At 71.1% G+C, this 25,771-nt stretch carries 20 protein-coding genes and 1 rRNA gene; 16 read left to right on the top strand and 5 right to left on the bottom strand.

Going from position 1 to position 25,771, the window contains the following annotated elements; translation table 11 throughout:
- The 3 genes from rrf to ACFYP5_RS35830 form a co-directional block, all read left to right on the top strand.
- Nucleotides 1-92: ribosomal RNA gene (rrf, locus tag ACFYP5_RS35840) — 5S ribosomal RNA — on the top strand; the annotation flags it as partial.
- A gap of 252 nt (nt 93-344) precedes the next feature.
- Complete coding sequence (locus ACFYP5_RS35835; protein WP_389043616.1) at nt 345-1,673, top strand: hypothetical protein; 1,329 nt, start codon at nt 345-347, stop codon at nt 1,671-1,673.
- Entirely contained in the window at nt 1,670-2,356 is a 687-nt protein-coding gene (locus ACFYP5_RS35830; RefSeq protein ID WP_389043633.1) for a tetratricopeptide repeat protein, read from the top strand. Before ACFYP5_RS35835 ends, ACFYP5_RS35830 begins: the two co-directional genes overlap by 4 nt.
- A gap of 58 nt (nt 2,357-2,414) precedes the next feature.
- Here ACFYP5_RS35830 and ACFYP5_RS35825 read toward each other — a convergent pair whose 3' ends face one another.
- Nucleotides 2,415-3,692 (bottom strand): DUF1015 domain-containing protein, encoded by a 1,278-nt coding sequence (locus ACFYP5_RS35825; protein WP_389043615.1) that lies wholly within the window; start codon nt 3,690-3,692, stop codon nt 2,415-2,417.
- Between the two features lie 72 nt (nt 3,693-3,764).
- Between ACFYP5_RS35825 and ACFYP5_RS35820 the strand changes: the two genes are divergently transcribed.
- The 4 genes from ACFYP5_RS35820 to ACFYP5_RS35805 all read left to right on the top strand — a co-directional run bounded on the left by ACFYP5_RS35820 (nt 3,765) and on the right by ACFYP5_RS35805 (nt 8,005).
- A complete protein-coding gene (locus ACFYP5_RS35820; protein WP_389043612.1) occupies nt 3,765-4,793 on the top strand; it encodes an HAD-IIA family hydrolase in 1,029 nt (342 codons plus the stop codon).
- Between the two features lie 202 nt (nt 4,794-4,995).
- Nucleotides 4,996-6,006: a FecCD family ABC transporter permease gene (locus tag ACFYP5_RS35815; protein ID WP_389043609.1), complete on the top strand. Its 1,011-nt coding sequence runs from the start codon at nt 4,996-4,998 to the stop codon at nt 6,004-6,006.
- A 65-nt stretch (nt 6,007-6,071) separates the two neighbouring features.
- Nucleotides 6,072-7,109, top strand: a complete 1,038-nt coding sequence (locus tag ACFYP5_RS35810) for a FecCD family ABC transporter permease (RefSeq protein ID WP_389043631.1) — start codon at nt 6,072-6,074, stop codon at nt 7,107-7,109.
- A 77-nt stretch (nt 7,110-7,186) separates the two neighbouring features.
- A complete protein-coding gene (locus ACFYP5_RS35805; RefSeq protein WP_389043606.1) occupies nt 7,187-8,005 on the top strand; it encodes an ABC transporter ATP-binding protein in 819 nt (272 codons plus the stop codon).
- Between the two features lie 145 nt (nt 8,006-8,150).
- Here the strand turns inward: ACFYP5_RS35805 and ACFYP5_RS35800 are convergent, their stop codons facing one another.
- Nucleotides 8,151-8,498, bottom strand: a complete 348-nt coding sequence (locus tag ACFYP5_RS35800; protein ID WP_389043604.1) for an SCP2 sterol-binding domain-containing protein — start codon at nt 8,496-8,498, stop codon at nt 8,151-8,153.
- A 42-nt stretch (nt 8,499-8,540) separates the two neighbouring features.
- Between ACFYP5_RS35800 and ACFYP5_RS35795 the strand changes: the two genes are divergently transcribed.
- From ACFYP5_RS35795 to ACFYP5_RS35775, 5 genes are all read left to right on the top strand, one after another.
- On the top strand, nt 8,541-8,840 hold the full coding sequence (locus tag ACFYP5_RS35795) for a hypothetical protein (protein ID WP_389043602.1): 300 nt from the start codon (nt 8,541-8,543) through the stop codon (nt 8,838-8,840).
- 7 nt (nt 8,841-8,847) lie between these two features.
- A complete protein-coding gene (locus ACFYP5_RS35790; RefSeq protein WP_389043601.1) occupies nt 8,848-9,663 on the top strand; it encodes a TlyA family RNA methyltransferase in 816 nt (271 codons plus the stop codon).
- Nucleotides 9,660-10,565, top strand: a complete 906-nt coding sequence (locus ACFYP5_RS35785; RefSeq protein ID WP_389043600.1) for an NAD kinase — start codon at nt 9,660-9,662, stop codon at nt 10,563-10,565. Before ACFYP5_RS35790 ends, ACFYP5_RS35785 begins: the two co-directional genes overlap by 4 nt.
- Before the next feature lie 118 nt (nt 10,566-10,683).
- Nucleotides 10,684-12,429: a DNA repair protein RecN gene (gene recN, locus ACFYP5_RS35780; protein ID WP_389043597.1), complete on the top strand. Its 1,746-nt coding sequence runs from the start codon at nt 10,684-10,686 to the stop codon at nt 12,427-12,429.
- A 476-nt stretch (nt 12,430-12,905) separates the two neighbouring features.
- A complete protein-coding gene (locus ACFYP5_RS35775; protein ID WP_389043595.1) occupies nt 12,906-14,003 on the top strand; it encodes a glycosyltransferase family 4 protein in 1,098 nt (365 codons plus the stop codon).
- A 74-nt stretch (nt 14,004-14,077) separates the two neighbouring features.
- Here ACFYP5_RS35775 and ACFYP5_RS35770 read toward each other — a convergent pair whose 3' ends face one another.
- From ACFYP5_RS35770 to ACFYP5_RS35760, 3 genes are all read right to left on the bottom strand, one after another.
- Complete coding sequence (locus ACFYP5_RS35770) at nt 14,078-15,721, bottom strand: PucR family transcriptional regulator (protein WP_389043592.1); 1,644 nt, start codon at nt 15,719-15,721, stop codon at nt 14,078-14,080.
- A 95-nt stretch (nt 15,722-15,816) separates the two neighbouring features.
- Entirely contained in the window at nt 15,817-17,226 is a 1,410-nt protein-coding gene (locus tag ACFYP5_RS35765) for an FAD-binding oxidoreductase (RefSeq protein ID WP_389043589.1), read from the bottom strand.
- 129 nt (nt 17,227-17,355) lie between these two features.
- The gene (locus tag ACFYP5_RS35760) at nt 17,356-19,158 is read right to left on the bottom strand and encodes a glycoside hydrolase family 15 protein (RefSeq protein WP_389043588.1); all 1,803 of its coding nucleotides are present in this window, start codon (nt 19,156-19,158) and stop codon (nt 17,356-17,358) included.
- 409 nt (nt 19,159-19,567) lie between these two features.
- Between ACFYP5_RS35760 and ACFYP5_RS35755 the strand changes: the two genes are divergently transcribed.
- From ACFYP5_RS35755 to ald, 4 genes are all read left to right on the top strand, one after another.
- The gene (locus ACFYP5_RS35755; protein WP_389043586.1) at nt 19,568-21,241 is read left to right on the top strand and encodes a CTP synthase; all 1,674 of its coding nucleotides are present in this window, start codon (nt 19,568-19,570) and stop codon (nt 21,239-21,241) included.
- A gap of 89 nt (nt 21,242-21,330) precedes the next feature.
- Nucleotides 21,331-21,957, top strand: a complete 627-nt coding sequence (locus tag ACFYP5_RS35750) for an NUDIX domain-containing protein (RefSeq protein WP_389043584.1) — start codon at nt 21,331-21,333, stop codon at nt 21,955-21,957.
- 200 nt (nt 21,958-22,157) lie between these two features.
- Nucleotides 22,158-24,221: a tetratricopeptide repeat protein gene (locus ACFYP5_RS35745; protein ID WP_389043581.1), complete on the top strand. Its 2,064-nt coding sequence runs from the start codon at nt 22,158-22,160 to the stop codon at nt 24,219-24,221.
- Nucleotides 24,222-24,365: 144 nt separating this feature from the next.
- Nucleotides 24,366-25,481, top strand: a complete 1,116-nt coding sequence (ald, locus tag ACFYP5_RS35740; protein ID WP_389043629.1) for an alanine dehydrogenase — start codon at nt 24,366-24,368, stop codon at nt 25,479-25,481.
- Nucleotides 25,482-25,771 lie beyond the last annotated feature (290 nt).

Below are 25,771 nucleotides of genomic sequence, written 5' to 3'. Positions count from 1 at the left end.
CGCCCGGTTACATTCCGAACCCGGAAGCTAAGCCTTTCAGCGCCGATGGTACTGCAGGGGGGACCCTGTGGGAGAGTAGGACGCCGCCGAACAATCTTTCAAGGACCCTTGGTCCCAGCGTTCATGCTGGGACCAAGGGTCCTTTTTTGTTTTGTCGAAGCGCGTCGGGTGGCCGACTGCGCGAGAATGTGTGTAGTACCCGAAGACAGGAGTTCCACCCATGTCCACCAACTCTCCCGACGATCGTTCGGAGCGCGAGCCGCGACGCCGGGACGGTGGTGACCGGGGCGGCTTCCGGGGTGGTCGTGACGACCGGTCAGGAAGCCCGCGTCGGGACAACGATCGTGGTGGCTACCGCCGTGATGACAGCCGGCCGACGACCGGCGGTGCCGGTGGTGGCTTCCGTCGCGACGACCGTGATCGTGGGCCGCGTCGCGACGACAGCCGTGGCGGTGGCTCCGGTGGTGGCTTCCGTCGCGACGACAGCCGCGGTGGCGGTGGCAGGTTCCCCCGGGACGACCGTGGTGGCGGTTCCGGTGGTGGCTTCCGCCGTGACGACAGCCGTGGTGGCGGTGCCGGTGGTGGTTTCCGTCGTGATGATCGTGCGCCGCGTCGTGATGATGAGCGTGGTGGGCGTCCCGGTGGTGGCTTCGAGCGCCGTGACGAGCGGCCGCGTGGGCCCCGTCGCGACGACGACAGCCGCGGTGGCGGCTTCCGTCGCGACGACAGCCGTGGCGGTGGCTCCGGTGGTGGCTTCCGCCGTGACGACAGCCGTGGCGGCGGTGACCGGGGCGGCTTCCGCCGCGACGACAGCCGTGGCGGTGGCTCCGGTGGTGGCTTCCGCCGTGACGACAGCCGTGGCGGTGGCTCCGGTGGTGGCTTCCGCCGTGACGACAGCCGTGGTGGGGGTGACCGGGGCGGGTTCCGTCGCGATGACAGCCGTGGTGGCGGTGCCGGTGGTGGTTTCCGTCGTGATGATCGTGCGCCGCGTCGTGATGATGAGCGTGGTGGGCGTCCCGGTGGTGGCTTCGAGCGCCGTGACGAGCGGCCGCGTGGGCCCCGTCGCGACGACGACAGCCGCGGTGGCGGCTTCCGCCGTGACGACAGCCGTGGTGGGGGTGACCGGGGCGGGTTCCGTCGCGATGACAGCCGGCCCTCCAGTGGCGGTGACCGGGGCGGCTTCCGCCGTGACGACAGCCGTGGCGGCGGTTCCGGTGGTGGGTTCCGTCGTGATGACAGTCGGCCCTCCAGCGGCGGTGACCGGGGCGGCTTCCGCCGCGATGACAGCCGCGGTGGCGGTGCGGGCAGGTTCCCCCGTGATGATCGTGCCCCGCGGCGTGACGACGACCGTGGTGGGTACCGCGGGCCGCGTCGTGATGATGAGCGTGGTGGGCGTCCCGGTGGTGGCTTCGAGCGCCGTGACGAGCGGCCGCGTGGGCCCCGTCGCGACGACGACAGCCGCGGTGGCGGCTTCCGCCGTGACGACAGCCGTGGCGGCGGCGGATACCGCGGGCAGCGGGACGACCGCGACCGGGGTGGCTTCCGCGGGCGTGACGACCGTGGTGGCTTCGACCGGCGCGACGACCGGGACCGGGAGCCGATCAAGCGGCTTCCGATTCCCGACGACGTCACCGGTGACGAGATCGACACGGATGTGCGGCAGGAGCTGCTGAGCCTGCCGAAGACCCTGGCCGAGGATGTGGCCAGGAACCTCGTCATGGTTGCCCGGCTCATCGACGAGGACCCCGAGCAGGCGTACGCGTACTCGCGTATCGCGCTGCGACTGGCCTCGCGGGTGGCTGCTGTGCGTGAGGCGGCCGGCTTTGCCGCGTACGCGACGCAGAAGTACGCGGAGGCGCTGGCCGAGTTCCGTGCGGCGAAGCGGATGACCGGTTCCGTGGAACTGTGGCCCGTCATGGCCGACTGCGAGCGTGGACTCGGGCGGCCCGAGCGGGCGATGGCCATGGCCGGCGAGCCCGAGGTGCAGAAGCTGGACAAGGCCGGACAGGTCGAGATGCGGCTGGTGGCGGCCGGGGCCCGTAGGGACATGGGGCAGATCGATGCCGCCATCGTCACCCTGCAGAGCTCCGAGCTGGCCTCGAACGCTGTGCACCCGTGGACGCCTCGGCTGCGGTATGCGTATGCGGATGCGCTGCTGGCGGCGGGGCGCGAGGACGAGGCCCGTGAGTGGTTCGCGAAGACCGTGGAGGCCGACAAGGACGGCTCCACCGATGCGTCGGACCGGCTCGCCGAGCTGGACGGTGTCGAGTTCGTCGATGCTCTCGGCGAGGACGACGACGCCGATGAGGCGGTCGATGTCGATGCCGATGACGAAGGCTCGGCGGACAAGGCCTAGGACATGAGAAGAGGGCGGCATCCCGACAGGGGTGCCGCCCTCTTCTCCGTCTCCGGCCTCAGTCGAGGGTGAGGCTGCGCAGGACCAGGCCCGAGGCCGGCTTGGGGCCGAACGAGGTGGACTTGCGCGGCATGGTGACGCCCTGCCGGGCCAGGTCCCGGACGACTTCTTCATGTACCGGATGCATCAGGACCGCGGTGGCGTTGTGGCGCTCGGCCTGGTCCACGGCCGCCTCGGTGTCGTGTATGTACGCGATGTGTTCCGGGGTGTCCGGGATCTGCCACACATGGTCGAGAAGGGTCGCGTGCAGCACCGTCGCGTCGAGGGCGCGCCAGGCGGGTGGGCGGTCGGCCGGGACGGTGCGGGCCAGCAGCTCCTTGTCGGGGCGGTCGACGAGGTGGAAGCGGCCGTCGCCGGCGAGCAGGAACGCGTTGCCGTCGGCGGCCGCCTGGGCGAGGGCGTCGAGGGCCACGGGAAGCGGCCCCTCGATGTCGCGGATGCGGAAGGCGCCGTTCAGAGCGGCCAGTGCGTCGGCGACCGGGAGGCGGTGCAGCAGCCGGTGGATGGCGCGGACCCGTAGCGGGTAGCGGGCCGTGTCGACCAGGAGGACCAGGCCGAAGTCCCAGGGGCCGGGAAGCGTGTGTTCCTGCTGGAGACGCAGGTACGTGGCCCAGCGGTGGTGGCCGTCGGCGATGAGCGCCTGGTGCCGGGCGAGATCGGTTTCGATCTCGGCCCGGTCGGCCGGGTCGGTGACCGCCCAGAGCCGGTGGCTGTACCCGTCCTCCGTGGTGGTGGAGAGCAGTGGCGGCCGGTGGATGGTGCGCTCGATGACGGCGGTCGCGCCAATCGGGTGACCCTCGCTGCGGTAGGTCAGCAGGAGCGGTTCGAGATGGGCGGCTGTGGTCCGCATCAGGTCGGCCCGGTCCTCGACGACATGCGCCATCACGTCCTCGTGCGGCAGCACGATGCCGGCGGCGGGGGCCGAGAGCGCCAGTGCCCCGACGATGCCGCGTTGCAGGATTTCGCCGTTGCGCTGCTCGTAGACATAGAGCGCGGGCTCGGGCTCGGGGGCGAGTATGCCCTCGTCGAGCCAGCGGTTCAGGGTCTCGGCGGCCTGCTCGTTACGCGCGGCGGCCGTGTCGGCCTGCGGCAGTATCAGCCGGACGATGTTGTACGGGTCCGCGGATTCCAGGTGGTGAAGCCCGTCGGGGCGCACGACGACGTCGTACGGCGGCGAGGTCACCGCGGCGAGACTGCCTACCCGCTCGGGGACGTAGCGCAGTCCACGGAACGGGATCAGGCGCAGTCCCTGGTCGGCGGGACCTGGTGTGTTCATTTCTGCATCGTATGTGCGTTGCGGGGATGCGCGATGATCGGGGGAGAAGCATGCAATGAGGAGCGTAAAAATATGAGTCAGGCGAGCAGGACCCGGCCGAGCGGGAGCAGCACCGCGCTGAGCGAGGCGTACGACACGGCTCTGCTCGATCTTGACGGGGTGGTGTACGCGGGCGGCGCTGCGATCGCCCATGCCGTCGACTCGCTGGGTGCCGCGCGGGACGGCGGGATGCATCTCGCGTACGTCACCAACAACGCGCTGCGTACACCGGCCGCGGTGGCGGAGCATCTGACCGAACTCGGGGTACCGGCGGAGCCCGCTGATGTGATCACCTCGGCGCAGGCGGTGGCCCGGCTGATGGCAGATCAGCTGCCGGCCGGGGCTCGGGTGCTCGTGGTCGGGGGAGAGGGGCTGAGGGCCGCGCTGGTCGAGCGCGGTCTGGTGCCGGTGGAGTCGGCGGACGACGATCCGGTGGCGGTGGCGCAGGGGTACGGCGGCCCCGACATGGCGTGGGGGCGGTTCGCGGAGGCTGCGTACGCGATTGCCCGGGGGGTGCCGTGGTTCGCCTCCAACACCGATCTGACGATTCCGAGTGCGCGGGGGATCGCGCCGGGCAATGGCGCGGCGGTCGAGGTCGTACGGATCGCCACCGGTGCCGAGCCGCAGGTCGCCGGGAAGCCGTTGCCTCCGATGCACCGGGAGACCGTGCTGCGGACCGGAGCGAAGCGGCCGATGGTGGTCGGGGACCGGCTGGACACGGACATCGAAGGTGCGTTCAACGGCGGTGTGGACTCGCTCCTCGTGCTCACCGGGGTCACGGACGCGAGGCAGCTGGTGGCGGCCGAGCCGAGGCACCGGCCGACCTATGTCGATGCGGACCTGCGGGGGTTGCTGACCGGACAGCCCGAGGTGACCGAGACCGCCGGCGGGTTCGGCTGCGGTGGCTGGACGGCCGCGGTGCGCGGCGACGAGCTGGTGCTGGAAGGCGACGGGGACGTGCTCGACGGGCTGCGGGCGCTGTGCGGGGCTGCCTGGTCGTTCGCGGGTGAGGGTACCTGCGGGCTGGACGCGGGGAAGGCCGTCGCCAGGCTCGGGCTGTAGAGCGCCGTTCGGATCCGCTACTCGGCAGGCACGTGGGGGAGTTCGCCGAGTAGCGGGATCCATGCGGGACGAATCGGGCTTTACCGGCGCCGCGTTGCGCGCGGGGAGCAGGGCGGTTCGACGGTTTTGGAGGGTAGGCTAACCTAACCTCGTGTTGGTCGAGAGTCCCTCAGAGCCGAGCGCAGGTCCGATAGCCGCGCCGGTGACATCCGCGTCCCCAGGGCGCCCTGCGATACGTCCCGTGGGACTGCTGCTCGCTGTGGTCGCGTTGGTGCTGGTATGCCTCGCGAGTGTCGCGATCGGAGCCAAGGCGCTGCCGCTCGGCGATGTCTGGCACGGTCTGTTCCACGCGTCCGGAACCCATGGCGATGTCCTCGTACGTGACGTGCGCATCCCGCGGACCGTGCTCGGGCTGATCGTCGGTACCGCGCTCGGCCTCGCCGGTGCGGTGATGCAGGCCCTGACCCGTAACCCGCTGGCCGAGCCCGGGCTGCTGGGGGTCAACGCGGGTGCGTCGGCAGCCGTCGTATCCGCCATCAGCTTCTTCGGTGTCACTTCGCTGACCGGATACGTCTGGTTCGCGTTCCTCGGTGCCGCGATCGTGTCGGTGGTGGTGTACCTGCTCGGCGGCAGCCGGTCCGCGACACCTGTTCGGCTCGCGCTCGCCGGTACCGCGGCCAGCGCCGCACTGTTCGGCTATGTCAACGCCGTACAGCTGCTGGACGCGGCGGCGCTCGACCGGCTGCGGTTCTGGACCGTCGGGTCGCTGGCCTCGGCGAACATGGAGACCGTCGGCAAGGTGTGGCCGTTCATAGCAGTCGGCGTCCTGCTCTCGCTGCTCATCGCCCGGCCGCTGAACGCCTTGGAGATGGGCGACGACACCGCCATGGCGCTCGGCGCCCATCTGGTCCGCACCCGCGTCCTCGCGATGCTCGCCGTCACCCTGCTGTGCGGGGCCGCGACCGCCGCCTGCGGGCCGATCGTCTTCATCGGGCTGATGATCCCGCACCTGGTGCGCGCCATCACCGGGCCCGACATGCGGTGGATCCTGCCGTACGCGGCCGTGCTCTCGCCGGCGCTCCTGCTCGGCGCGGACGTGGTGGGGCGGGTGATCGCCCGGCCGTCCGAGCTGCAGGTCGGCATCGTGACCGCACTGCTCGGCGGGCCCGTCTTCATCCATCTCGTACGTCGCAAGAGGATGGCCCAACTGTGAAGGCTGTGAAGACCCGTACGAAGGACGGAACCGGCGAGGTCCGGTCGGTGCGGGCCGTGCGGGCCGTGCGGGCCGTGCGGGCCGTGCGGACCGGCGGGGGGCTCTCCTTCCGGGTGGACATCCGGGCGCTCGTGGTGATCGTGGTGCTCGCCGCGGTGGCGGCAGGCGCCGCGATCGTGCTCATCGGCAGCGGCGACTACGCCATGACGCCCGGCGAGGTCGTGAGCACGCTGTTCGGGCACGGCACCTTCCAGCAGGAGTTCATCGTCACCGACCTGCGGCTGCCACGGGTCCTCGTCGGACTGCTGGTCGGCGCGGCGCTCGGGGTCGGCGGAGCCGTGTTCCAGACCGTCTCCCGCAATCCGCTCGGCAGCCCCGACGTACTCGGCTTCGGCCAGGGAGCCACGGTCGGGGCGCTTACGGTGATCGTCCTCTTCCAGGGCGGCGCTGCCGCGGTCGCGGGTGGCGCCGTGGTCGGCGGGCTGGTCACCGGGGTCGTCGTCTACCTGCTCGCCTGGAAGCGCGGGATGCACGGCTACCGGCTGGTGCTCGTCGGTATCGGCTCGGCCGCGATGCTCACCGCCGCCGCCCAGTATCTGATCACCAAGGCGAACCTGGTCGACGCGACCCGCGCCGTCGTCTGGATGACCGGCACGCTCGACGGGCGCGACTGGGCGCAGGTCTGGCCGCTGCTGGTGGTGTGCGGTCTGCTCATTCCGCTGGTGCTCGGGCACGGTCGGGCGCTGCGCATGATGGAGATGGGCGACGACGCCGCGTACGCCCTGGGTGTACGGGTGGAACGCACCCGGCTCGTCCTGATGGGCTGCGCCGTACTGCTCGTCGCCGTCGCCACCGCCGCGGCCGGCCCCATCACCTTCGTTTCGCTGAGCGCCCCGCAGCTGGCCCGTCGCCTCACGCGCTCGCCCGGACCCAATCTGGCGCCCGCCGCCTTCATGGGCGCCGCACTTCTGCTCGTCGCCGACTGGATCGCGATGGACGCCTTCGGCGACCGTCAGCTGCCGGTCGGCGTCGTCACCGGGGTGCTCGGTGGCTGCTACCTGCTGTGGCTGCTCGTCTCCGAGCGCAGGGCGGGGCGGATATGAGAGCCCGCCGGACAGTGGATCCGCCCCGTGACGCCAGTACATCGACGACCCTTCCCACCGACTCCGGGAGTACGACCATGCAGCGCCTCACCGCGGACTCGGTGACCCTCGGATACGACCAGCGGGTCATCGCGGAGAACCTCTCGGTCGAGATCCCCGACAACTCGTTCACCGTGATCGTCGGACCCAACGCCTGTGGGAAGTCCACGCTGTTGCGGGCGCTGTCCCGGATGCTCAAGCCGAGCCGGGGACAGGTGCTGCTGGACGGCAGGACGATCCATGGGATGCCGGCGAAGAAGGTCGCGAAGACCCTGGGGCTGCTGCCGCAGTCCTCGATCGCGCCGGACGGCATCACCGTCGCCGACCTGGTCGCGCGTGGCCGGTACCCGCACCAGGGTCTGCTGCGGCAGTGGTCACCGGAGGACGAACGCATTGTCGAGGAATCGATGATGTCCACCGGTGTGGCAGAGCTTGCGGATCGCTATGTCGACGAATTGTCCGGTGGGCAGCGACAGCGGGTCTGGATCGCGATGGCGCTCGCTCAGGAGACGCCGCTGCTGCTGCTCGACGAGCCGACGACGTACCTCGATATCCAGCACCAGATAGACGTCCTCGACCTGTGCGCGGAACTGCACGAGACGCGGGGGCGCACCCTGGTCGCCGTGCTGCACGATCTGAACCATGCCGCGCGCTATGCCACGCACCTGATCGCCATGCGCCAAGGCGAGATCATCGCCGAGGGGGCGCCGGGGGACGTGGTCACGGCGGAGCTCGTGGAGCGGGTGTTCGGGCTGCGGTGCCAGGTGATCGATGATCCGGAGACGGGGACGCCCTTGGTGGTGCCGGCCGCGCGCGGCGCGCGGCGCGCGCGGGTGGTCGATTCGGTGGGCGCCTGAACGGCGGCGGGCGTGGAGCCGCGGTGGTTCGCGCGACCTGCGGGCGTGCTTCGTCCTCGATCGCCGGACGGGCTCGGCGTGTGCCGTCGGAGCGGGGGGGTCGATACCGGCGGGGGCGTGCTGCCCTCGACCGCCGGCGTCTGGGTTACAGCAGTGCTCTGAGGCGCAGAAGGTCTCGGAAGCCTGCTTCCAGCCGGACTCTTCCCGAGCCCCAGGCCCGCGCGAAGTTCAGCTCGCCGTTCACCATGGCCACCAGATCGTCGCCGGTCATGGTGAGACAGATCTCCGCCTTCTCCGCCGGTGGGCCCTCGACCGTGTCCAGTACCTCGATCCGGCCGTCCTTGAGACGGCCGGTGAAGGTGATCGCGAGGTCCTTGATGTGACAGCTCAGGGAGCGGTCCAGGGCGGCCGCGCTGCGCACGTCACCCTGGGCCGTCGTGAGGTTGTCGGAAAGTCTCTCGAGTGCGCTGCGGCACTCCGCCATGGTCGCCATCGTGATCGACGGTACCTCAGCGCTTCGCGGTAGCGTTTCCGCATGAGCGACTTGATGCCGGAGCCCGCAGCGGTGACCGGGGAGCAGGAGGGGACGGCCGGGCCGGCTCCCGAACCCGCCGCCCCCGCGCCCCTCGGCGTCGTGCGTACCCCCACCGGAAACGCCGAGGTGGACGCACGGCTGGAACGGCTGGCGGATGCGGACCACCTCCCGGCGGACGGACACATCGAGGTGTACGAGGATGTACACCGTGGGCTGCGCGATGCGCTGACCGCGCTGGACGCCCGGCCCGCACCCGCACCGGTACCCGCACCGATGCCCTCGTACAACAACAGGAGCTGAACCGAACGTGGCAGGAGTGGCACGTCGCCGCCTCGACGCCGAGCTGGTACGCCGTAATCTCGCCCGCTCTCGCGAGCACGCGAGCCAGCTGATCGCCGCAGGGCGGGTGACCGTCGGCGGCAACACCGCGACCAAACCCGCCACCCAGGTCGAGACCAGCGCCGCTGTCGTCGTCATCAAGGACGACAGCGACCCCGAGTACGTCTCGCGCGGCGGGCACAAGCTCGCGGGCGCACTCGCCGCCTTCGTACCGCTCGGGCTGACGGTCGAGGGGCGGCGGGCGCTGGACGCCGGGGCGTCGACCGGCGGCTTCACCGACGTGCTGCTGCGGGCCGGAGCCGGCCATGTCGTCGCTGTCGACGTCGGCTACGGGCAGCTCGCGTGGTCGCTGCAGTCCGATGAACGCGTCACCGTCAAGGACCGTACCAACGTGCGGGAACTGACGCTGGAGGCGATCGACGGGAAGGCGGTGGACCTGGTGGTCGGCGATCTGTCGTTCATCCCGCTGGGGCTCGTACTGCCCGCTCTGGCCCGCTGTGCTGCCTCCGATGCGGACCTGGTCCTGATGGTCAAGCCGCAGTTCGAGGTCGGCAAGGAGCGGCTCGGTAGCGGTGGTGTGGTGCGCAGCCCGGAGCTGCGGGCCGAAGCGGTACGGGAGGTGGCGCGCCGGGCCTGGGCGCTGGGGCTCGGAGTGCGCGGCGTGACCGCGAGCCCGCTGCCCGGGCCGTCCGGCAACGTCGAGTACTTTCTGTGGCTGCGGGCCGGAGCACCGGAACTGGATCCCGCGGATGTCGACCGTGCAGTGGCGGAGGGGCCTCGTTGACGACGAATGCGGCACGAACTGTCTTTCTTTTGGCGCATACCGGCAGGCCGGCCGCGATCCGCAGCGCCGAGCTCGTCGTACAAGGGCTGCTGCGCAGTGGACTCGGTGTAAGGGTCCTTGCCGCGGAGGCCGCCGATCTGCCGCTCCCACCGTCCGTGGAGACGGTCGAGGACGCCACACCCGGGGCCGTGGACGGCTGTGAGCTGCTGGTCGTGCTCGGCGGGGACGGCACGCTGCTGCGTGGCGCGGAAATCTCCCGGGCCTCCGGGGTGCCGATGCTCGGCGTCAACCTCGGACGGGTCGGCTTCCTCGCCGAGGCCGAGCGCGACGACCTGGACAAGGTGGTCGACCGGGTCGTCACCCGGGCGTACGCGGTCGAGGAGCGCATGACGATCGATGTCCTGGTGCACAGCAACGGCGACATCGTCCACAGCGACTGGGCGCTCAACGAAGCGGCCGTGCAGAAGGTGTCGCCCGAGCGGATGCTCGAAGTCGTCCTGGAGATCGACGGCAGGCCGGTCACCGGATTCGGCTGTGACGGAATCGTCTGTGCGACGCCGACCGGGTCGACGGCGTACGCGTTCTCGGCCGGCGGGCCGGTGGTGTGGCCGGAGGTCGAGGCGCTGCTGATGGTACCGATCAGCGCCCATGCCCTGTTCGCCAAGCCGCTGGTGACGTCGCCGACCTCGGTGCTCGCCGTCGAGGTCCAGCCGCACACGCCGCACGGTGTGCTGTGGTGCGACGGACGCAGGACCGTGGAACTGCCCGCCGGGGCGCGCGTCGAGGTGCGGCGCGGCACGGTGCCCGTACGGCTGGCGCGGCTGCACCACGCCTCGTTCACGGACCGGCTGGTGGCGAAGTTCGCGCTGCCGGTCTCGGGGTGGCGGGGCGCCCCTCACTGATCGCTCGTGATGCCCCGGATGACTGCTCCGGAACCGCAGGTCGTGGTCGCACGGCGCACGGGAGAGTGAATCCGCGGCCGGGGCCCGTCGCACAGCGGGGCCCGGACCTCGTAAGGTCGTGTCCGTGTTGGAGGAGATGCGGATACGGTCGCTCGGGGTCATCGACGACGCGGTGGTGGAGCTGTCACCCGGTTTCACCGCGGTGACGGGTGAGACCGGCGCGGGCAAGACCATGGTCGTCACCAGCCTGGGACTGCTGCTCGGCGGGCGCGCCGACCCCGCCCTGGTGCGGGTCGGCGCCAAAGCTGCTGTCGTCGAAGGGCGGATCACTGTGTCCGCCGGTGACACGGCCGCGGTGCGGGCCGAGGAGGCAGGGGCCGAGCTCGACGACGGCGCGCTGCTCATCAGCCGTACCGTTTCCGCTGAGGGGCGCTCGCGCGCCCACCTCGGCGGCAGGTCCGTGCCGGTGGGCGTGCTCGCCGAACTCGCGGACGAACTCGTGGCCGTGCACGGCCAGACCGACCAGCAGGGGCTGCTCAAGCCCGCCCGGCAGCGGCAGGCCCTGGACCGGTACGCGGGCGACGGGGTCGCCGTGCCGCACGCCAAGTACGCGGCGGCGTACCGGCGGCTGCGGGCCGTGGTCACGGAGCTCGACGAGCTGACCACGCGCGCCCGCGAACGCGCCCAGGAAGCGGATCTGCTGCGCTTCGGGCTCGACGAGATCGCCGGGATCGAACCGCTCCCCGGCGAGGACACCGATCTGGCAGCCGAAGCCGAGCGGCTCGGCCACGCCGAAGCGCTCGCCTCCGCTGCGGCCCTCGCGCACGCCGCGCTCGCCGGCAACCCGGAGGACCAGGAGGCCGTCGACGCGACGACTGTCGTCGCGGCCGCCGGACGTTCGCTGGACGCCGTCCGTGCCCACGACCCGGCGCTGGCCGCGCTCGCCGACCGGATCGGTGAGATCTCCATCCTGCTCGCCGATGTGGCGGGCGAACTGGCCGGGTACGCCGATCAGCTGGACGCCGACCCGCTGCGGCTCGCCGCGGTGGAGGAGCGGCGCGCCGCGCTCACCGGGCTCACCCGCAAGTACGGCGAGGACATCGCCGCCGTCCTCGCCTGGGCCGAGGACGGGGCCGCCCGGCTCACCGAGCTGGAGGGCGACGACGACCGGATCGGCGAGCTGACCGCGGAACGGGACGCGCTGCGGGCCGAACTCTCCGACCTCGGGCAGGCGTTGACCGATGCGCGGACGGCGGCGGCGGCACTCTTCGCCGAAGCGGTGACCGCGGAACTGGCCTCGCTCGCCATGCCGCACGCCCGGGTCTCCTTCGACATCCGGCAGACCGACGCGGTGGACGACGCGTCCGGCATCGAGATCGGCGGCCGGAGCGTCGTCTACGGTCCGTCCGGCGCCGACGAGGTCGAGCTGCTGCTGGCACCGCACCCCGGTGCCCAGCCCCGGCCGATCGCCAAGGGAGCTTCGGGCGGTGAGCTTTCCCGGGTGATGCTGGCCGTCGAGGTGGTGTTCGCGGGCTCCGACCCCGTACCCACCTATCTATTCGACGAGGTCGACGCGGGTGTCGGCGGCAAGGCGGCCGTAGAGGTGGGGCGGCGGCTGGCGAAGCTCGCCAGGTCCGCACAGGTGGTCGTCGTCACGCACCTGCCGCAGGTGGCGGCTTTCGCCGACCGTCAGCTGCTGGTCGAGAAGACGGTCGACGGATCGGTGACCAGCAGCGGTGTCAAGGTCCTGGAGGGCGAGGAGCGGGTACGGGAACTGTCCCGGATGCTTGCGGGGCAGGAGGACTCGGAGACGGCCCGGGCGCACGCGGAGGAGCTGCTGGCCGCGGCGCGGACGGACGGGTAGGGCGGCGGCGCGACTCCCTGGAGCGCTGCGTCCTGATGCCCCCGTGCCTCGGTCCGGGGCCGGGTTCGTAGCCTGGCCCCTGTCGGAGCAATGATCAGCAGGACCGTCGCCGCTGCCGTTGCCGCCGGGGTCGCCGGGAACGCACCATGATCGGCGACACCGGGGCGCACGCCCTGGGCGCAGCCGTCGGCGTCGCGGTCGTCGCGGGCAACGGCCGGGCCGGGCTCGCCGCCCATGCGGCAGGGGTTGTGGCAGCGGCTGTGCGCGGGGGCGGCTCAGCGGGTTCGCCCGGGCGCTGTCGGGTCGCTGACGCGGCAATATCGCACCGCTGTACTCACCCGTCCGGGTGGTAACGCATGCCTGGTCGTCGCCGCCCACGCCGGAACGACGGGCCGACGGTCCCGGAACGTGCGTACGGACTGGCATCCTTGGCGGTGCACATACCGCCGACTCGGGAGCTCCGGGAGCCATTCAACGTGTCACAGCTGCGTACGGTCCAAGTCCTGGGCGGCGGCAGTGCCGGCAGCAGCGCTCACGTCGGCTCGCTGGCCGCAGGGCTGGTGGCGAGAGGCGTGCAGGTCACCGTCTGCGCCCCGGCCGAGCTGGACCGCGCCTACGACTTCTCCGGTACCGGGGCCCGCTTCGTCCCGGTACCGCGACGCAGTGACCCGGCCGCCGTCGCCGCGCTGCGGGCGGGGTGCGCGGGGGCGGACGTGGTCCATGCGCACGGGCTGCACGCCGCCGTACGCGCCGGTCTTGCGCTCGGTGGACGGCGCACACCGCTGGTTCTGACCTGGCACACCCGGGCTCATGCCGAAGGCGCCCGCAGCCGGTTGCTCCACCTGCTGGAGCGAAGGGCCGCCCGGGCTGCGGCCGTTGTGCTCGGAACGTCGTCGGATCTGGTCGACCGGGCGCGGCACAGAGGTGCGCGTGACGCACGTCTCGCTCCGGTCGCCGTTCCCGCGCCGCGCAGTCCCACTGGGCTTCACGGCGGCAAGGTGCGCGCCGAACTCGGTTCGGTGGGACGGCCGTTACTGATCTCGGTAGGCAGCCTCGTACCGCATCGCGGGTACGACACGCTGCTCGACGCGGCACGGATGTGGCGCCAACTCGACCCCGTACCCCTGCTGGTCATCGCGGGGGAGGGGCGGGAGCGGGGTGCTCTGCAGCGGCGGATCCGGAACGAGGACCTGCCCGTCAGACTGATCGGCAGCCGGGAGGACATCGCCGAACTCCTCGCCGCAGCGGATCTGGCCGTGCTGCCGAGCCGCTGGGAGGCGCGGTCGGTGCCGGCACAGGAGGCGCTGCGGCTGGGGGTGCCGCTGGTCGCCACCGCGGTGGGCGGTGTGCCCGAACTCGTAGGTGACGCTGCGGAACTTGTGCCGTACGGGAACGCGGAGGCGCTGGCGCGGGTCGTCGTGCGGCTGCTCGGAGATCCGGCGGCGCGGAAGCGGATGGCTGCTGCGGGGCGGGTGCAGGCGGCGAGTTGGCCCACGGAGGACGACACGATCGCACAAGTGCTGAGTGTCTACGACGAGTTGGTTCAGCCGTCGGCGAGTGCGCGCGGGAGGTGACGTGGGGGCGTCACCAGGAGCGCCCGTCGGCCGCCTCGTCCTCGCTCGCCGGACAGGCCTGAATCGTTCCGTTCTCAACTGCCGGACGGGCCCGATGTGGCGTGTCGGCGGGCTCTCAGGGCCAGGCTCAGGGCCAGCACCGTCTGGGGGTCGTCCAGGTCCGTGCCGAGCAGTTCGCCGATGCGGGCCAGACGGTTGTAGAGCGTCTGGCGGTTCAGGTGCAGGTCGCGTGCCGTCTCCGCCTTGCGGCCCGCGTGGGCGAGATACGACTCCAGCGTGGGCAGCAGCGGTGGGCGCGACATGCGGTCGTGGTCGCGCAGCGGGCCGATCGCCCGGTCCACGAACGCCGCCAGGTCCGGGTGGTTCCGCAGCCGCCACAGCAGCAGATCGATGTCGAGCCGTCGGGCGTCGTACCAGGGCCGGTCATCGAGGCCCTGCGCGGCGGTCGCCGTCTCCGCGGCGTGTCGCAGCCCCGCTCCGGCTGCCGCCCAGCCGCCCGCGACCCCGACCACCACGACCGGCGGATGTGACCCGGCCCGTTCCAGACCGGCCCGTTCCACGCCTGCCCGCAGCGCCGCCGTCACCCGGTCGGCCACCGCCGTGCGCTCCGTCTCCGACCGCAGCCCCAGCAGCAGCGGAACTCGGCCCTCCACCGGCCGTACGCCCAGCAGCACCGGCACCCCCACCGATGACAGCTCCTCCAGGACCGCGCGTGCGAGAAGCGCCCAGTTGCCCGACGGGGACAGCTCGGGGGCCAGCCGCATCACCACGGGCAGCAACGGCGCCTCGCCCGGTCTGAAGCCCAGTACGCGCGCCTGCGCGGGCGCGTCCTCCGGCGTGATCCGGCCCTCCGCGAGATCCGTCAGGAAGTCGCCGCGGCCGCGGGCGGCGAGCTCCTCCTCCTGACGGGCCTGCATCAGCACCACGGCGAGAATGCCCGCCGCCCGCTCGGCCGCCATCCGGTGCACGGTCACCAGCGGCCCGGACACGGCGAGCAGGACCAGCCTGGCCCGTACCGCACCGGTTCCGGGACCGCCGCCCGGCACATCCACCAGCACCGCGCCCGTGGGCGGTGTCTCGCGGGCCGCCCGGCCGCCGCGCATCCCGTCCCAGACCTGGAGCGGATCGGCGGAGACCGGACCGGAGCCGGGGCCCGCCGCGTACAGCAGCTGACCGTCCGCCGTCTCCAGGAAGACCGGGTTGGCGGTGAAGTCCGCCAGGATGCCCAGCACCTGCGGGATCCCGCCACCCCCGAGCAGCGCCTCCGTACACCGCCGGTGCACGTCCTCGGCCTGCCGCAGCAGTGCGTAGTGACCGTTGACGATCTCGGTGTGGATCTCCTCGGTGACCGTCACGAACGGCACCTCCCGGTGAAGCTGTACCAGCGGCAGACCGGCGGTCCGCGCGGCATCCACGATCGAGGCGGGCAGCCTGCTGAACCGCGGCCCGAGCTCCACCACCACGGCGGCGATGCCCCGGTCGGCGAGCCTGCGCACGAAGGCGCGCTGTTCGGCGGGCCGGGTGCCGAGCCCCAGGCCGGTGGTGAGCAGCAGTTCCCCGCCTTTGAGCAGCGAGGCGATGTTCGGGACCTCGCCCGCGTGCACCCAGCGCACCGTGCGGCCCAGCCGGTCCGCGCCGGCCACCACCTCGGGGAGTCCGCTGCGCAGCCCCGGCAGCTCAAGGGCGCGCTGCACGGTGATGCCGCCTTGGTTCTCCACTGGTTCGGGCCTCGTGCTTCCGTTCGCGTGGGGCGGGCTGTCACCCTGACCAGGAAGGTACCGGCCGGATGAAGAGGGGGCTTCGCCGGGGGAGTTCATCGGGCGACGGAGGTAGGTTCGACGTTGTGGTTGAGGCGGAACACGTTGTCGGGGTCGTACGTGGCCTTGACCGCGGCGAGGCGGGCGCAGTTCTCGGCGCCGAGTCCGGCGACGACCCGGTCCTCGCCCTCGCGCCCGATGAAGTTGAGGTAGACGGCGCCGCTGGACCAGGGGCGGACATCGGCGTGCAACCGGCGCACCCACTGTTTGCCGCGCTCGTCGTCGGACGGGCTCTCCCAGGCGCCGAAGGGATGCACCGCCCAGGGGGCGGCGCGCCAGGGCAGCGGGTAGTCGGCGGGGCCCCGGGCCACCGCGCCGCCCATCGGGAAGAGGACGTGCTGCGAGTTGGAGGGGACCGGCATGTCGGGGGCGCGGGCGCAGAACAGGTCGACCGCCTTGTCGGGGAGACTGTCGAGATGCTCGGCGGACCAGTAGTTCCGCAGTCCCGGCGGATCGTCGAGCATGCACTGCAGCTCCGCGTAAGGAATGCCGGAGATCACCTCCGCCTCGTGACCGATGGCGAGGGCCGGCCGGGCCACGTCGACGGCCTCGCCGGGAGGACCCGTCCAGGTGACCAGTACCGCGCAGACGAGCGTGGAGACCAGGTGCTTCGGTACGAAGTCCTCCGGCGGCGCGGTGAAGTAGAGGAACGCGCCGCCCGCCCCGTCCGGCGCGGAGGCCATCAAGTCCCGGTATGCGCACATGACTTCGGGCCCGTCCTCGGGGCGGTACAACAGCATCACGTAGGACATGGCGGGCAGCTCGTACAGATTCAGTGTGAGCGAGGTGACGACGCCGAAGTTTCCGCCGCCGCCGTGCAAGGCCCAGAAGAGCTCGGGATTCTCGTCGAGGCTCGCGTGTACGGTGCTGCCGTCCGCCGTCACCAGTTCGGCGGCCAGCAGGTTGTCACAGGCCAGGCCGAAGCAGCGCTCAAGCCAGCCGGAGCCGCCGCCGAGCACGAAGCCGCCCACGCCGGTGGTGGAGACCCGGCCTCCGGTGGTCGCCAGGCCGTACGCCTGGGTGGCCCGGTCCAGATCCCTCATGAGGGCGCCACCGCCGATACGTGCCGCCTGGTCGGCCGGAGCGACGGTCACCCCGTTCATGCGGCGCAGGTCGACGACCAGGCCGCCGTCGCTGGACGACATGCCCGCGACGCTGTGGCCGCCACCACGGACCGCGATCTCCAGACCGTGCTCGCGTGCAAACCGCACGGACCGCGCCACGTCGGTCTCCGACGCGCACTGGGCGACCACCGCGGGCCGCCGGTCGATCATGCTGTTGAAGACCGTGCGCGACTCGTCGTATGCGGAGTCGCCGGGGGCGAAGACCTCACCGGTGAAGTCCTGGCGCAGACCGTCCAGGGCACTGTCCGTCGCACTGCTGATGCCGGTGGTGCGGGGCGTCATGATGCCCCCTTCCGAGGGCGTGACAGGTCAGTTCCATCCTAAGGGCTCTCCCTCGGGCCGGGTCCGCGAAGCCTCGCCCGGCCCGGTCCGGCCGCCCGTCGGACACGGTCCTGTCACGCCATCCGCCGGTCAGCCGACGTACGCCCCGCTCGCGGTCAGCCGCAGTGCCGTGTCGATCAGAGGGACGTGGCTGAACGCCTGCGGGAAGTTTCCCACCTGACGCTGCAGCCGCGAATCCCACTCCTCCGCCAACAGCCCCAGATCGTTGCGCAGCGACAGCAGCCGCTCGAACAGCTGGCGCGCCTCGTCGACCCGGCCGATCATCGCCAGGTCGTCCGCCAGCCAGAACGAGCACGCCAGGAACGCGCCCTCGTCGCCCTCCAGGCCGTCGACGCCCGCGGCCTCGCCCGAGGTGGGATAGCGCAGCACGAACCCGTCCTCGGTGGACAGCTCCCGCTGGATCGCCTCGATCGTGCCGATCACCCGCTTGTCGTCCGGCGGCAGGAAGCCCATCTGCGGGATCAGCAGCAGTGACGCGTCCAGCTCCTTCGACCCGTAGGACTGGGTGAAGGTGTTCCGTTCCTTGTCGTAGCCGTTCTCGCAGACGTCGCGGTGGATGTCGTCGCGCAGCTCGCGCCACCGCTCCAACGGCCCGTCGCTGTCCCCGGACTCGATCAGCTTGATGGTGCGGTCGACGGCGACCCAGGCCATCACCTTGGAGTGGACGAAGTGGCGGCGTGGCCCGCGCACCTCCCAGATGCCCTCGTCCGGCTCGTCCCAGTGGTTCTCCAGGTACTCGATCAGCTTGAGCTGGAGTCCCATCGCGTAGTCGTTGCGGGTCAGGCCCGTCATGTGTGCGAGATGCAGCGCCTCGACGACCTCGCCGTACACATCGAGCTGCAGCTGGTTCGCCGCGCCGTTGCCGACCCGGACCGGGCCGGAGCTCTCGTAACCCGGCAGCCAGTCCAGTTCGGCCTCGCCCAGTTCGCGCTCGCCCGCGATGCCGTACATGATCTGCAGGTTCTCCGGGTCGCCCGCGACCGCCCGCAGCAGCCACTCACGCCACGCGCGGGCCTCCTCGCGGTAGCCGGTGCGCAGCAGGGAGGAGAGGGTGATCGCGGCGTCGCGCAGCCAGGTGTAGCGGTAGTCCCAGTTGCGTGAGCCGCCGATGTCCTCCGGAAGCGAGGTGGTCGGCGCGGCGACGATGCCGCCGGTCGGGGCGTACGTCAGGGCCTTCAGCGTGATCAGCGAGCGCACCACCGCCTCCCGGTAGGGGCCGTGGTACGTGCACTGCTCGACCCACTCACGCCAGAAGTCCTCGGTCGCCTCCAGCGCGCCCTCGGGGTCAGGCAGCGCGGGCGGCTCACCGTGCGAGGGCTGCCAGCTGAGGGTGAACTCGAGCCGGTCGCCCGGTGCGACGGTGAAGTCGGAGTACGTCGTCAGGTTCTCGCCGAACGTCTCGGCGGGTGTGTCGAGCCAGACGGAGTCCGGGCCGGCCACCGCGACGGTACGGCCGTCGACCCGGTGCACCCACGGGATCACCCGCCCGTAACTGAACCGCATCCGCAGCTCGGAGCGCATCGACACCCGGCCGCTGATCCCTTCCACGATCCGGATCAGCTGCGGTGCGCTGTCACGCGGGGGCATGAAATCGGTCACCCGGACCGTGCCGCGCGGCGTGTCCCACTCCGATTCCAGGATCAGGGAGTCGCCGCGATAGCGCCGCCGGTCCGCGGAGGGTGGTTCGGACCCCTCCGCGTGCGCGGGGCCGAGGCGCCAGAAGCCGTGCTCCTCGGTACCCAGCAGTCCCGCGAAGACGGCATGCGAGTCGAACCGGGGCAGGCACAGCCAGTCCGCCGTTCCGTCCCGGCAGACCAGTGCGGCGGTCTGCATGTCTCCGATGAGTGCGTAATCCTCGATGCGCCCGGCCACGTGCATCTCCAGTCGAACGGCCACGTCGCCCCGTGGGGCGCTTACTGCGGGTAAAAAGGTCGTTTCAAGGGGTTGTTGTGGGGAGCCGAGGGCTTGTGTGGGTCGCCCGGCTGCGAGTGTCCGAGCAGGATACGACGCACGTCCATGATCCGCGCGACGGTCCAGGTAACACATCTGAGCCGAACGGGTGGGGGACCGAACACGGTGTGGTGATCTTGCGAGGCCGGTGCGCCGGGTGTGGCCGGAAGCAGGCTCCCCCAGTCGCTGATACCCTGGTAGCCCGTGGACCGGTGGTCGTCAGCGACAGCGGACGAGGCCCCCGAACCGCAGCGACGGCACCTTCGGACTCTCCGAATGGCAACGCCGGTACGCACCTCAAGATCCGCGACCACGGGAGCCCCCTTTGGCTATGCAGCCCACATCCACGACGACCAAGCACATCTTCGTCACCGGGGGTGTCGCCTCTTCCCTCGGCAAGGGTCTGACTGCCTCCAGCCTGGGTGCCCTGCTCAAGGCGCGGGGCCTTCGGGTCACGATGCAGAAGCTCGACCCGTACCTCAATGTCGACCCTGGCACGATGAACCCGTTCCAGCACGGCGAGGTGTTCGTCACCAACGACGGCGCCGAGACCGACCTGGACATCGGCCACTACGAGCGTTTCCTCGACGTCGACCTCGACGGCTCCGCCAACGTCACGACCGGTCAGGTGTACTCGCAGGTCATCGCCAAGGAGCGGCGTGGCGAGTACCTCGGTGACACCGTCCAGGTCATCCCGCACATCACCAACGAGATCAAGCACCGCATCCGCCGCATGGCCACCGATGACGTCGACGTCGTCATCACCGAGGTCGGCGGCACGGTCGGCGACATCGAGTCGCTGCCGTTCCTGGAGACCGTCCGCCAGGTCCGCCACGAGGTCGGCCGGGACAACGTCTTCGTCGTGCACATCTCGCTGCTGCCGTACATCGGCCCGTCCGGCGAGCTGAAGACCAAGCCCACCCAGCACTCGGTCGCGGCGCTGCGGAACATCGGTATTCAGCCGGACGCGATCGTGCTGCGCGCCGACCGTGACGTACCGACCGCCATCAAGCGCAAGATCTCGCTGATGTGCGACGTGGACGAGGCCGCCGTGGTGGCCTGTGTGGACGCCAAGTCGATCTACGACATCCCGAAGGTGCTGCACACCGAGGGCCTGGACGCCTACGTCGTGCGCAAGCTCGACCTGCCGTTCCGCGACGTCGACTGGACCACCTGGGACGACCTGCTGGACCGCGTCCACAACCCCGATCACGAGATCACCGTCGCGCTCGTCGGCAAGTACATCGACCTGCCCGACGCGTATCTCTCGGTCACCGAGGCCATCCGGGCCGGCGGCTTCGCGAACAAGGCCCGCGTCAAGGTCAAGTGGGTCGCCTCCGACGACTGCAAGACCCCGGCCGGCGCCGCCGGGCAGCTCTCCGACGTCGACGCGATCTGCGTCCCCGGCGGGTTCGGCGACCGTGGCGTCAACGGCAAGATCGGCGCCATCCAGTACGCCCGTGAGAACAAGGTGCCGCTGCTCGGCCTCTGTCTCGGCCTGCAGTGCATCGTGATCGAGGCGGCGCGCAACCTCGCCGAGATCCCCGACGCCAACTCCACCGAGTTCGACGCCGCCACCTCCCACCCCGTCATCTCGACGATGGAGGAGCAGCTCGCGTACGTCGAGGGCGCCGGCGACCTGGGCGGCACCATGCGGCTCGGCCTGTACCCGGCGAAGCTCGCCGAGGGTTCGCTGGTCCGTGAGGCGTACGACGACCAGCCGTACGTGGAGGAGCGTCACCGCCACCGCTACGAGGTCAACAACGCCTACCGCGCCGAGCTGGAGAAGAAGGCCGGTCTGGTCTTCTCCGGCACGTCCCCGGACAACAAGCTCGTCGAGTACGTCGAGTACCCGCGCGAGGTCCACCCCTACCTGGTCGCCACCCAGGCGCACCCGGAACTCCGGTCCCGGCCGACCCGCCCGCACCCGCTCTTCGCGGGCCTGGTCAAGGCGGCTGTCGAGCGCAAGACCGCCGGCAGGCAGGGCAGCACGTCGGGCAAGTAGTCCGACGGCAGGCAGGCGTTACCGTTGACCGGGGTACGGATCCACTGAGGATCCGTACCCCGGTTTCTGTTTTTTGTGGGAGGACGTAGATGGGTATCCAGGACACGCCCGAGGAGTGGTTGGTCACCGCGACCGAGACCCCCTTTACGGGCAACAAGACCAGCGTCCGCACCGACGACGTGGTGATGCCCGATGGCTCCGTCGTGCGCCGCGACTACCAGGTCCACCCGGGATCGGTCGCCGTGCTCGCGCTCGACGACGCGGGCCGGGTCCTCGTGCTGCGGCAGTACCGGCACCCCGTGCGGCAGAAGCTCTGGGAGATCCCGGCAGGCCTGCTCGACATCCCCGGTGAGAACCCGCTGCACGCGGCGCAGCGCGAGCTCTACGAGGAGGCGTACGTCAAGGCCGAGGACTGGCGGGTGCTCACCGACGTCTACACCACGCCAGGCGGCTGCGACGAAGCGGTCCGGATCTTCCTCGCCCGGAATCTCTCCGAGGCCGACGGCGAGCGCTTCGAGGTCTCCGAAGAGGAGGCCGACATGGAGCTGGCCCGGGTGGAGCTCGATGAGCTCGTGCGGGGAGTGCTCGCCGGGGAGCTGCACAACAACTGCCTCGTGGTGGGCGTCCTTTCGCTCGCGGCGGTGCTCGCCGGCGACGGGATCGACTCGTTGCGGCCGGCGGAGGCGCCGTGGCCGGCCAGGCCGTTCGAGGTCTGAGGCCCCGTCGCTCCGGCCGTTCGTCGGTCCTGACGGTCTGTTGCGGCGAACAGAGGTCCTTTGATCGGACAAAATGCTGATCCGATCGGGGGACCTCCCCGCCGCGCTCCACCGTGTTCGCGTACCCGCCTGAACTACGCTCGGAATGCCCTGGCCGGAGTCCCGGCGGGCAACGCGTGCAGCGAAGTGGAGCGTGGCCCGTGACGGATCAGGTGGTGGACACCAGCGGCCCGGCATCGGCGGCGGGGACCGAGGGGCCGTCCGGCGCCGCACCACGCCAATTCTTCGGCCGCGAACGCGAGTTGAAGGAGCTGAAGGCCGACATCGAACGGGCCGGACTGGACACCCTGGCCGGTCGCAAAGCGGCCCGTGCCAGGGTCCTGCTGATTGCCGGACGCCCCGGCTCCGGGCGCACCGCACTCGCCGAGGAACTCACCCGCGCACTGCTGGACACCGGCGACTACCCCGACGGGCTGCTCCGGGTCAGGCTCACCGACCTCGGCGGCGCCCGCGTCCCCACCGAACGCACCGCGCTGGACCTCCTCGACCAGCTGGAGGTCGCCGGGCCGCCCGGCGCGGACGGGGACGAACTGTCCCAGCTGGTCCGCGAGGCCCTCGCCGACCGGCACGTCCTGCTGCTGCTCGACGACGCGGCAGACGCCGAACAGGTCGATCCGCTGCTGCCGGACAACCCCGGCTGCCTGGTGGTCGCCACCGCCCAGGGCCCGCTCACCGGCATCCCTGGCGTCCGCCCGTGCACCATCGGTGGCCTCGACAAGGGCTCTGCCGTCCAGCTGCTGGCCGGCGCCATCGGCCAGGTCAGGATCACGGTCGACCCGCTGACCGCCGAGAGCCTCGCCGAGGAGTGCGCTGGACAGCCTGCTGCCCTGGTCATGATCGGCGGCTGGCTCGCCGCCCACCCCATGGCATCGGTCGCCGATGTCACCAAGCAGCTGCGCGAGCTGCCGGACGACGCCGAGCAGCCCGCCGGTGCCCGCCCGCTGGCCCGCGCCTTCCGGCTGGTCCATGAGTCCCTGCCGCAGACCGCCGGCCGGATACTGCGACTGCTCGCGCTCGCCCCCGCCGGGCTCGCCGACGCCCACACCGCGTCCGCGCTGGCCGGCTGCTCCGTCTCGGCCGCCCAGTCGACCCTCGACGACTTCGTCCGGCTGGGCCTGCTCCGTACCAACGGCGCGGAGCTGCCGCAGTACGAGGTGCCCGGCTGCCTCGCCCCGCTGATGCAGGCCCTGCTGGCCGACCGGGACCGGCCGGCCGAGATCCAGCTGGCCAGGGCCCGGTTGCTGGAGCGGACCGTGCGCCAGCTCCAGTCCTGCCGGGCGATCACCGACCCGGAGGGTTCCGAGGCCCGCCGGAAGCTCGCCGGACTACCGCGCTCGCTGCGCTTTCCGCACCCCGAAGCGGCCGCCGCCTGGCTGCGGATCCGCCGGCCGGCCCTGCTCGCCTCCGCCCGGATCGCCGTGGAGGACGGTGAACTCGACACCCTGGCACGGAGGCTGGTGGCCGCGCTGGTGCGGGCGCTGGCCGTGCACCAGGGCACCGAGGCCGCGGCATCCGACCTGTACGGACTGCACGGACTGGTCCTGGCCGTCGCCGAGCGACGCGAGCTGCCCCGCGAGCGCGCCGCCGCACTGCTCAATCTCGCCGATCTGGATGCCAGGACCGGTCGTACGCAGGAGGCGCTGACCCGCTATCGGGCGGCCCTGGACGCCGGACGGGCGGCGAAGGATCCGTACGCGACGGGCAGGGCGATGGAATCCGTAGGCGGCGCCTACGCCGAGCTGGGGGACTTCCACCGGGCCTCCGACTGGTACGGCCGGGCGCTCGCGCAGCGGCTCACCCACGGCGAGCTCGCCGACGAGGCGCGGCTGTACGGGCGGCTCGGCTCCGTCCACACCTATGCCGGGCAGTACGGCGAGGCGCTGCGGAACTGGCGGGCCGCGGCGGCCGTACACCGCAGGATCGGCGACCTCGCCGCCCAGGCGCGGGCGCTCAGCGAGGCCGCGAGGGTGCAGGAGTACGCGGGACGGCCGCAGGAGTCGCTGCGCACCTGTCAGGAGGCCGTCGAGTGGGCACGGCAGGCCAAGGACGTACGGCTGCAGGCCGCGCTGGAGCTCCGGCTCGCCGACACGCTCGACCGGCTCGGCGACCCGGCTGCGGCCGGGTTGCGCCGCGGCATGGCGCAGAGACTGCTGGGCAAGGATGAGCCAGCCTGCGAAATCCGTAGTGGGTCGACTGAAAATTAATGCTTTGTAAGGCTAGACAGCGAGAAGCCCTTCATTAAACTGGCTCTGCCGCGTACGTTCGCGGTGTCTCCATTTACACTGTGTGTATCCGGGTATGCGCCTCTATGCCCGGAGTAACCCTCTGAGTCAAGGACCGTGATCGACGTGAAGGTCGGCATCCCCCGCGAAGTCAAGAACAACGAGTTCCGCGTGGCCATCACGCCCGCCGGTGTGCATGAGCTCGTCCGCAACGGCCACCAGGTCGTCGTCGAGCAGAACGCCGGTGCCGGGTCCTCGATCATGGACGAGGAGTACATCGCCGCGGGGGCGCGTATCCTCCCCACCGCCGACGAGGTCTGGGCCACCGCCGACCTGCTCCTGAAGGTCAAGGAGCCGGTCGCCGAGGAGTACCACCGCCTCCGCAAGGACCAGACGCTCTTCACCTACCTGCACCTCGCCGCCTCCCGCGAGTGCACGGACGCGCTGCTGGAGTCCGGCACCACGGCGATCGCGTACGAGACCGTCGAGACCGCGAACCGCGCGCTGCCGCTGCTCGCCCCGATGTCCGAGGTCGCGGGCCGGCTGGCCCCGCAGGTCGGCGCGTACCACCTGATGCGCTCGGTCGGTGGCCGTGGCGTGCTGCCGGGTGGCGTCCCGGGTACTGCGCCCGCCGAGGCCGTCGTCATCGGTGGCGGTGTCTCCGGCTGGAACGCCACGCAGATCGCCGTCGGTCTCGGCTTCCACGTCACGCTGCTCGACCGGGACATCAACAAGCTGCGCGAGGCCGACAAGGTCTTCGGCACCAAGGTGAAGACGGTCGTCTCCAACGCCTTCGAGCTGGAGAAGGCGGTCATCGAGGCCGACCTCGTCGTCGGTGCCGTGCTGATCCCCGGTGCGAAGGCCCCGAAGCTGGTCACCAACGAGCTCGTCGCCAAGATGAAGCCCGGAAGTGTACTTGTCGACATTGCAATCGACCAGGGCGGTTGCTTCGAGGACTCGCACGCGACGACGCACGCCGAGCCGACCTTCATGGTCCACAACTCGGTCTTCTACTGCGTCGCCAACATGCCGGGCGCGGTGCCGAACACCTCCACGTACGCGCTCACCAACGCCACGCTGCCGTACATCCTGGAGCTCGCCAACCGCGGCTGGACCGAGGCGCTTCGTCGCGACGCCGCACTCGCCAAGGGCCTCAACACCCATGAGGGCCAGGTCGTTTACCGCGAGGTGGCGGAGGCGCACGGTCTGGAGCACGTCGAGCTGAGCACGCTTCTCGGCTGACGGGTCAACATCTTTCGTCAACCTCACGCGTCCGGCCGGACCTTGTCGAGCAAGGTCCGGCCGGACGCATGTCGGGCCACTGTGAGAGCCTTGCGCAACTTGCCTTGAACGTAACGCTTTACCCGTTTTGCGCACCGGTGAAATGTGCGCCGGAGTGACCGTGCACCCTTGACAGGGGGGTGTTCGATTGCCGACACATCGGGCCGGGTCCGGCGGATTGTGTTGCTGCGAACCGGTGACACGCCATAGAGTCGCCAATCGTCGGCATGGTGTCACGCTGACCTATCGAT

It is taken from the genome of Streptomyces sp. NPDC005262, from assembly GCF_042872425.1.
Taxonomy (GTDB): domain Bacteria; phylum Actinomycetota; class Actinomycetes; order Streptomycetales; family Streptomycetaceae; genus Streptomyces.
The sequence above is the reverse complement of the archived record's forward strand: the minus strand, read 5'-3'. Positions and strand labels throughout refer to the sequence as shown.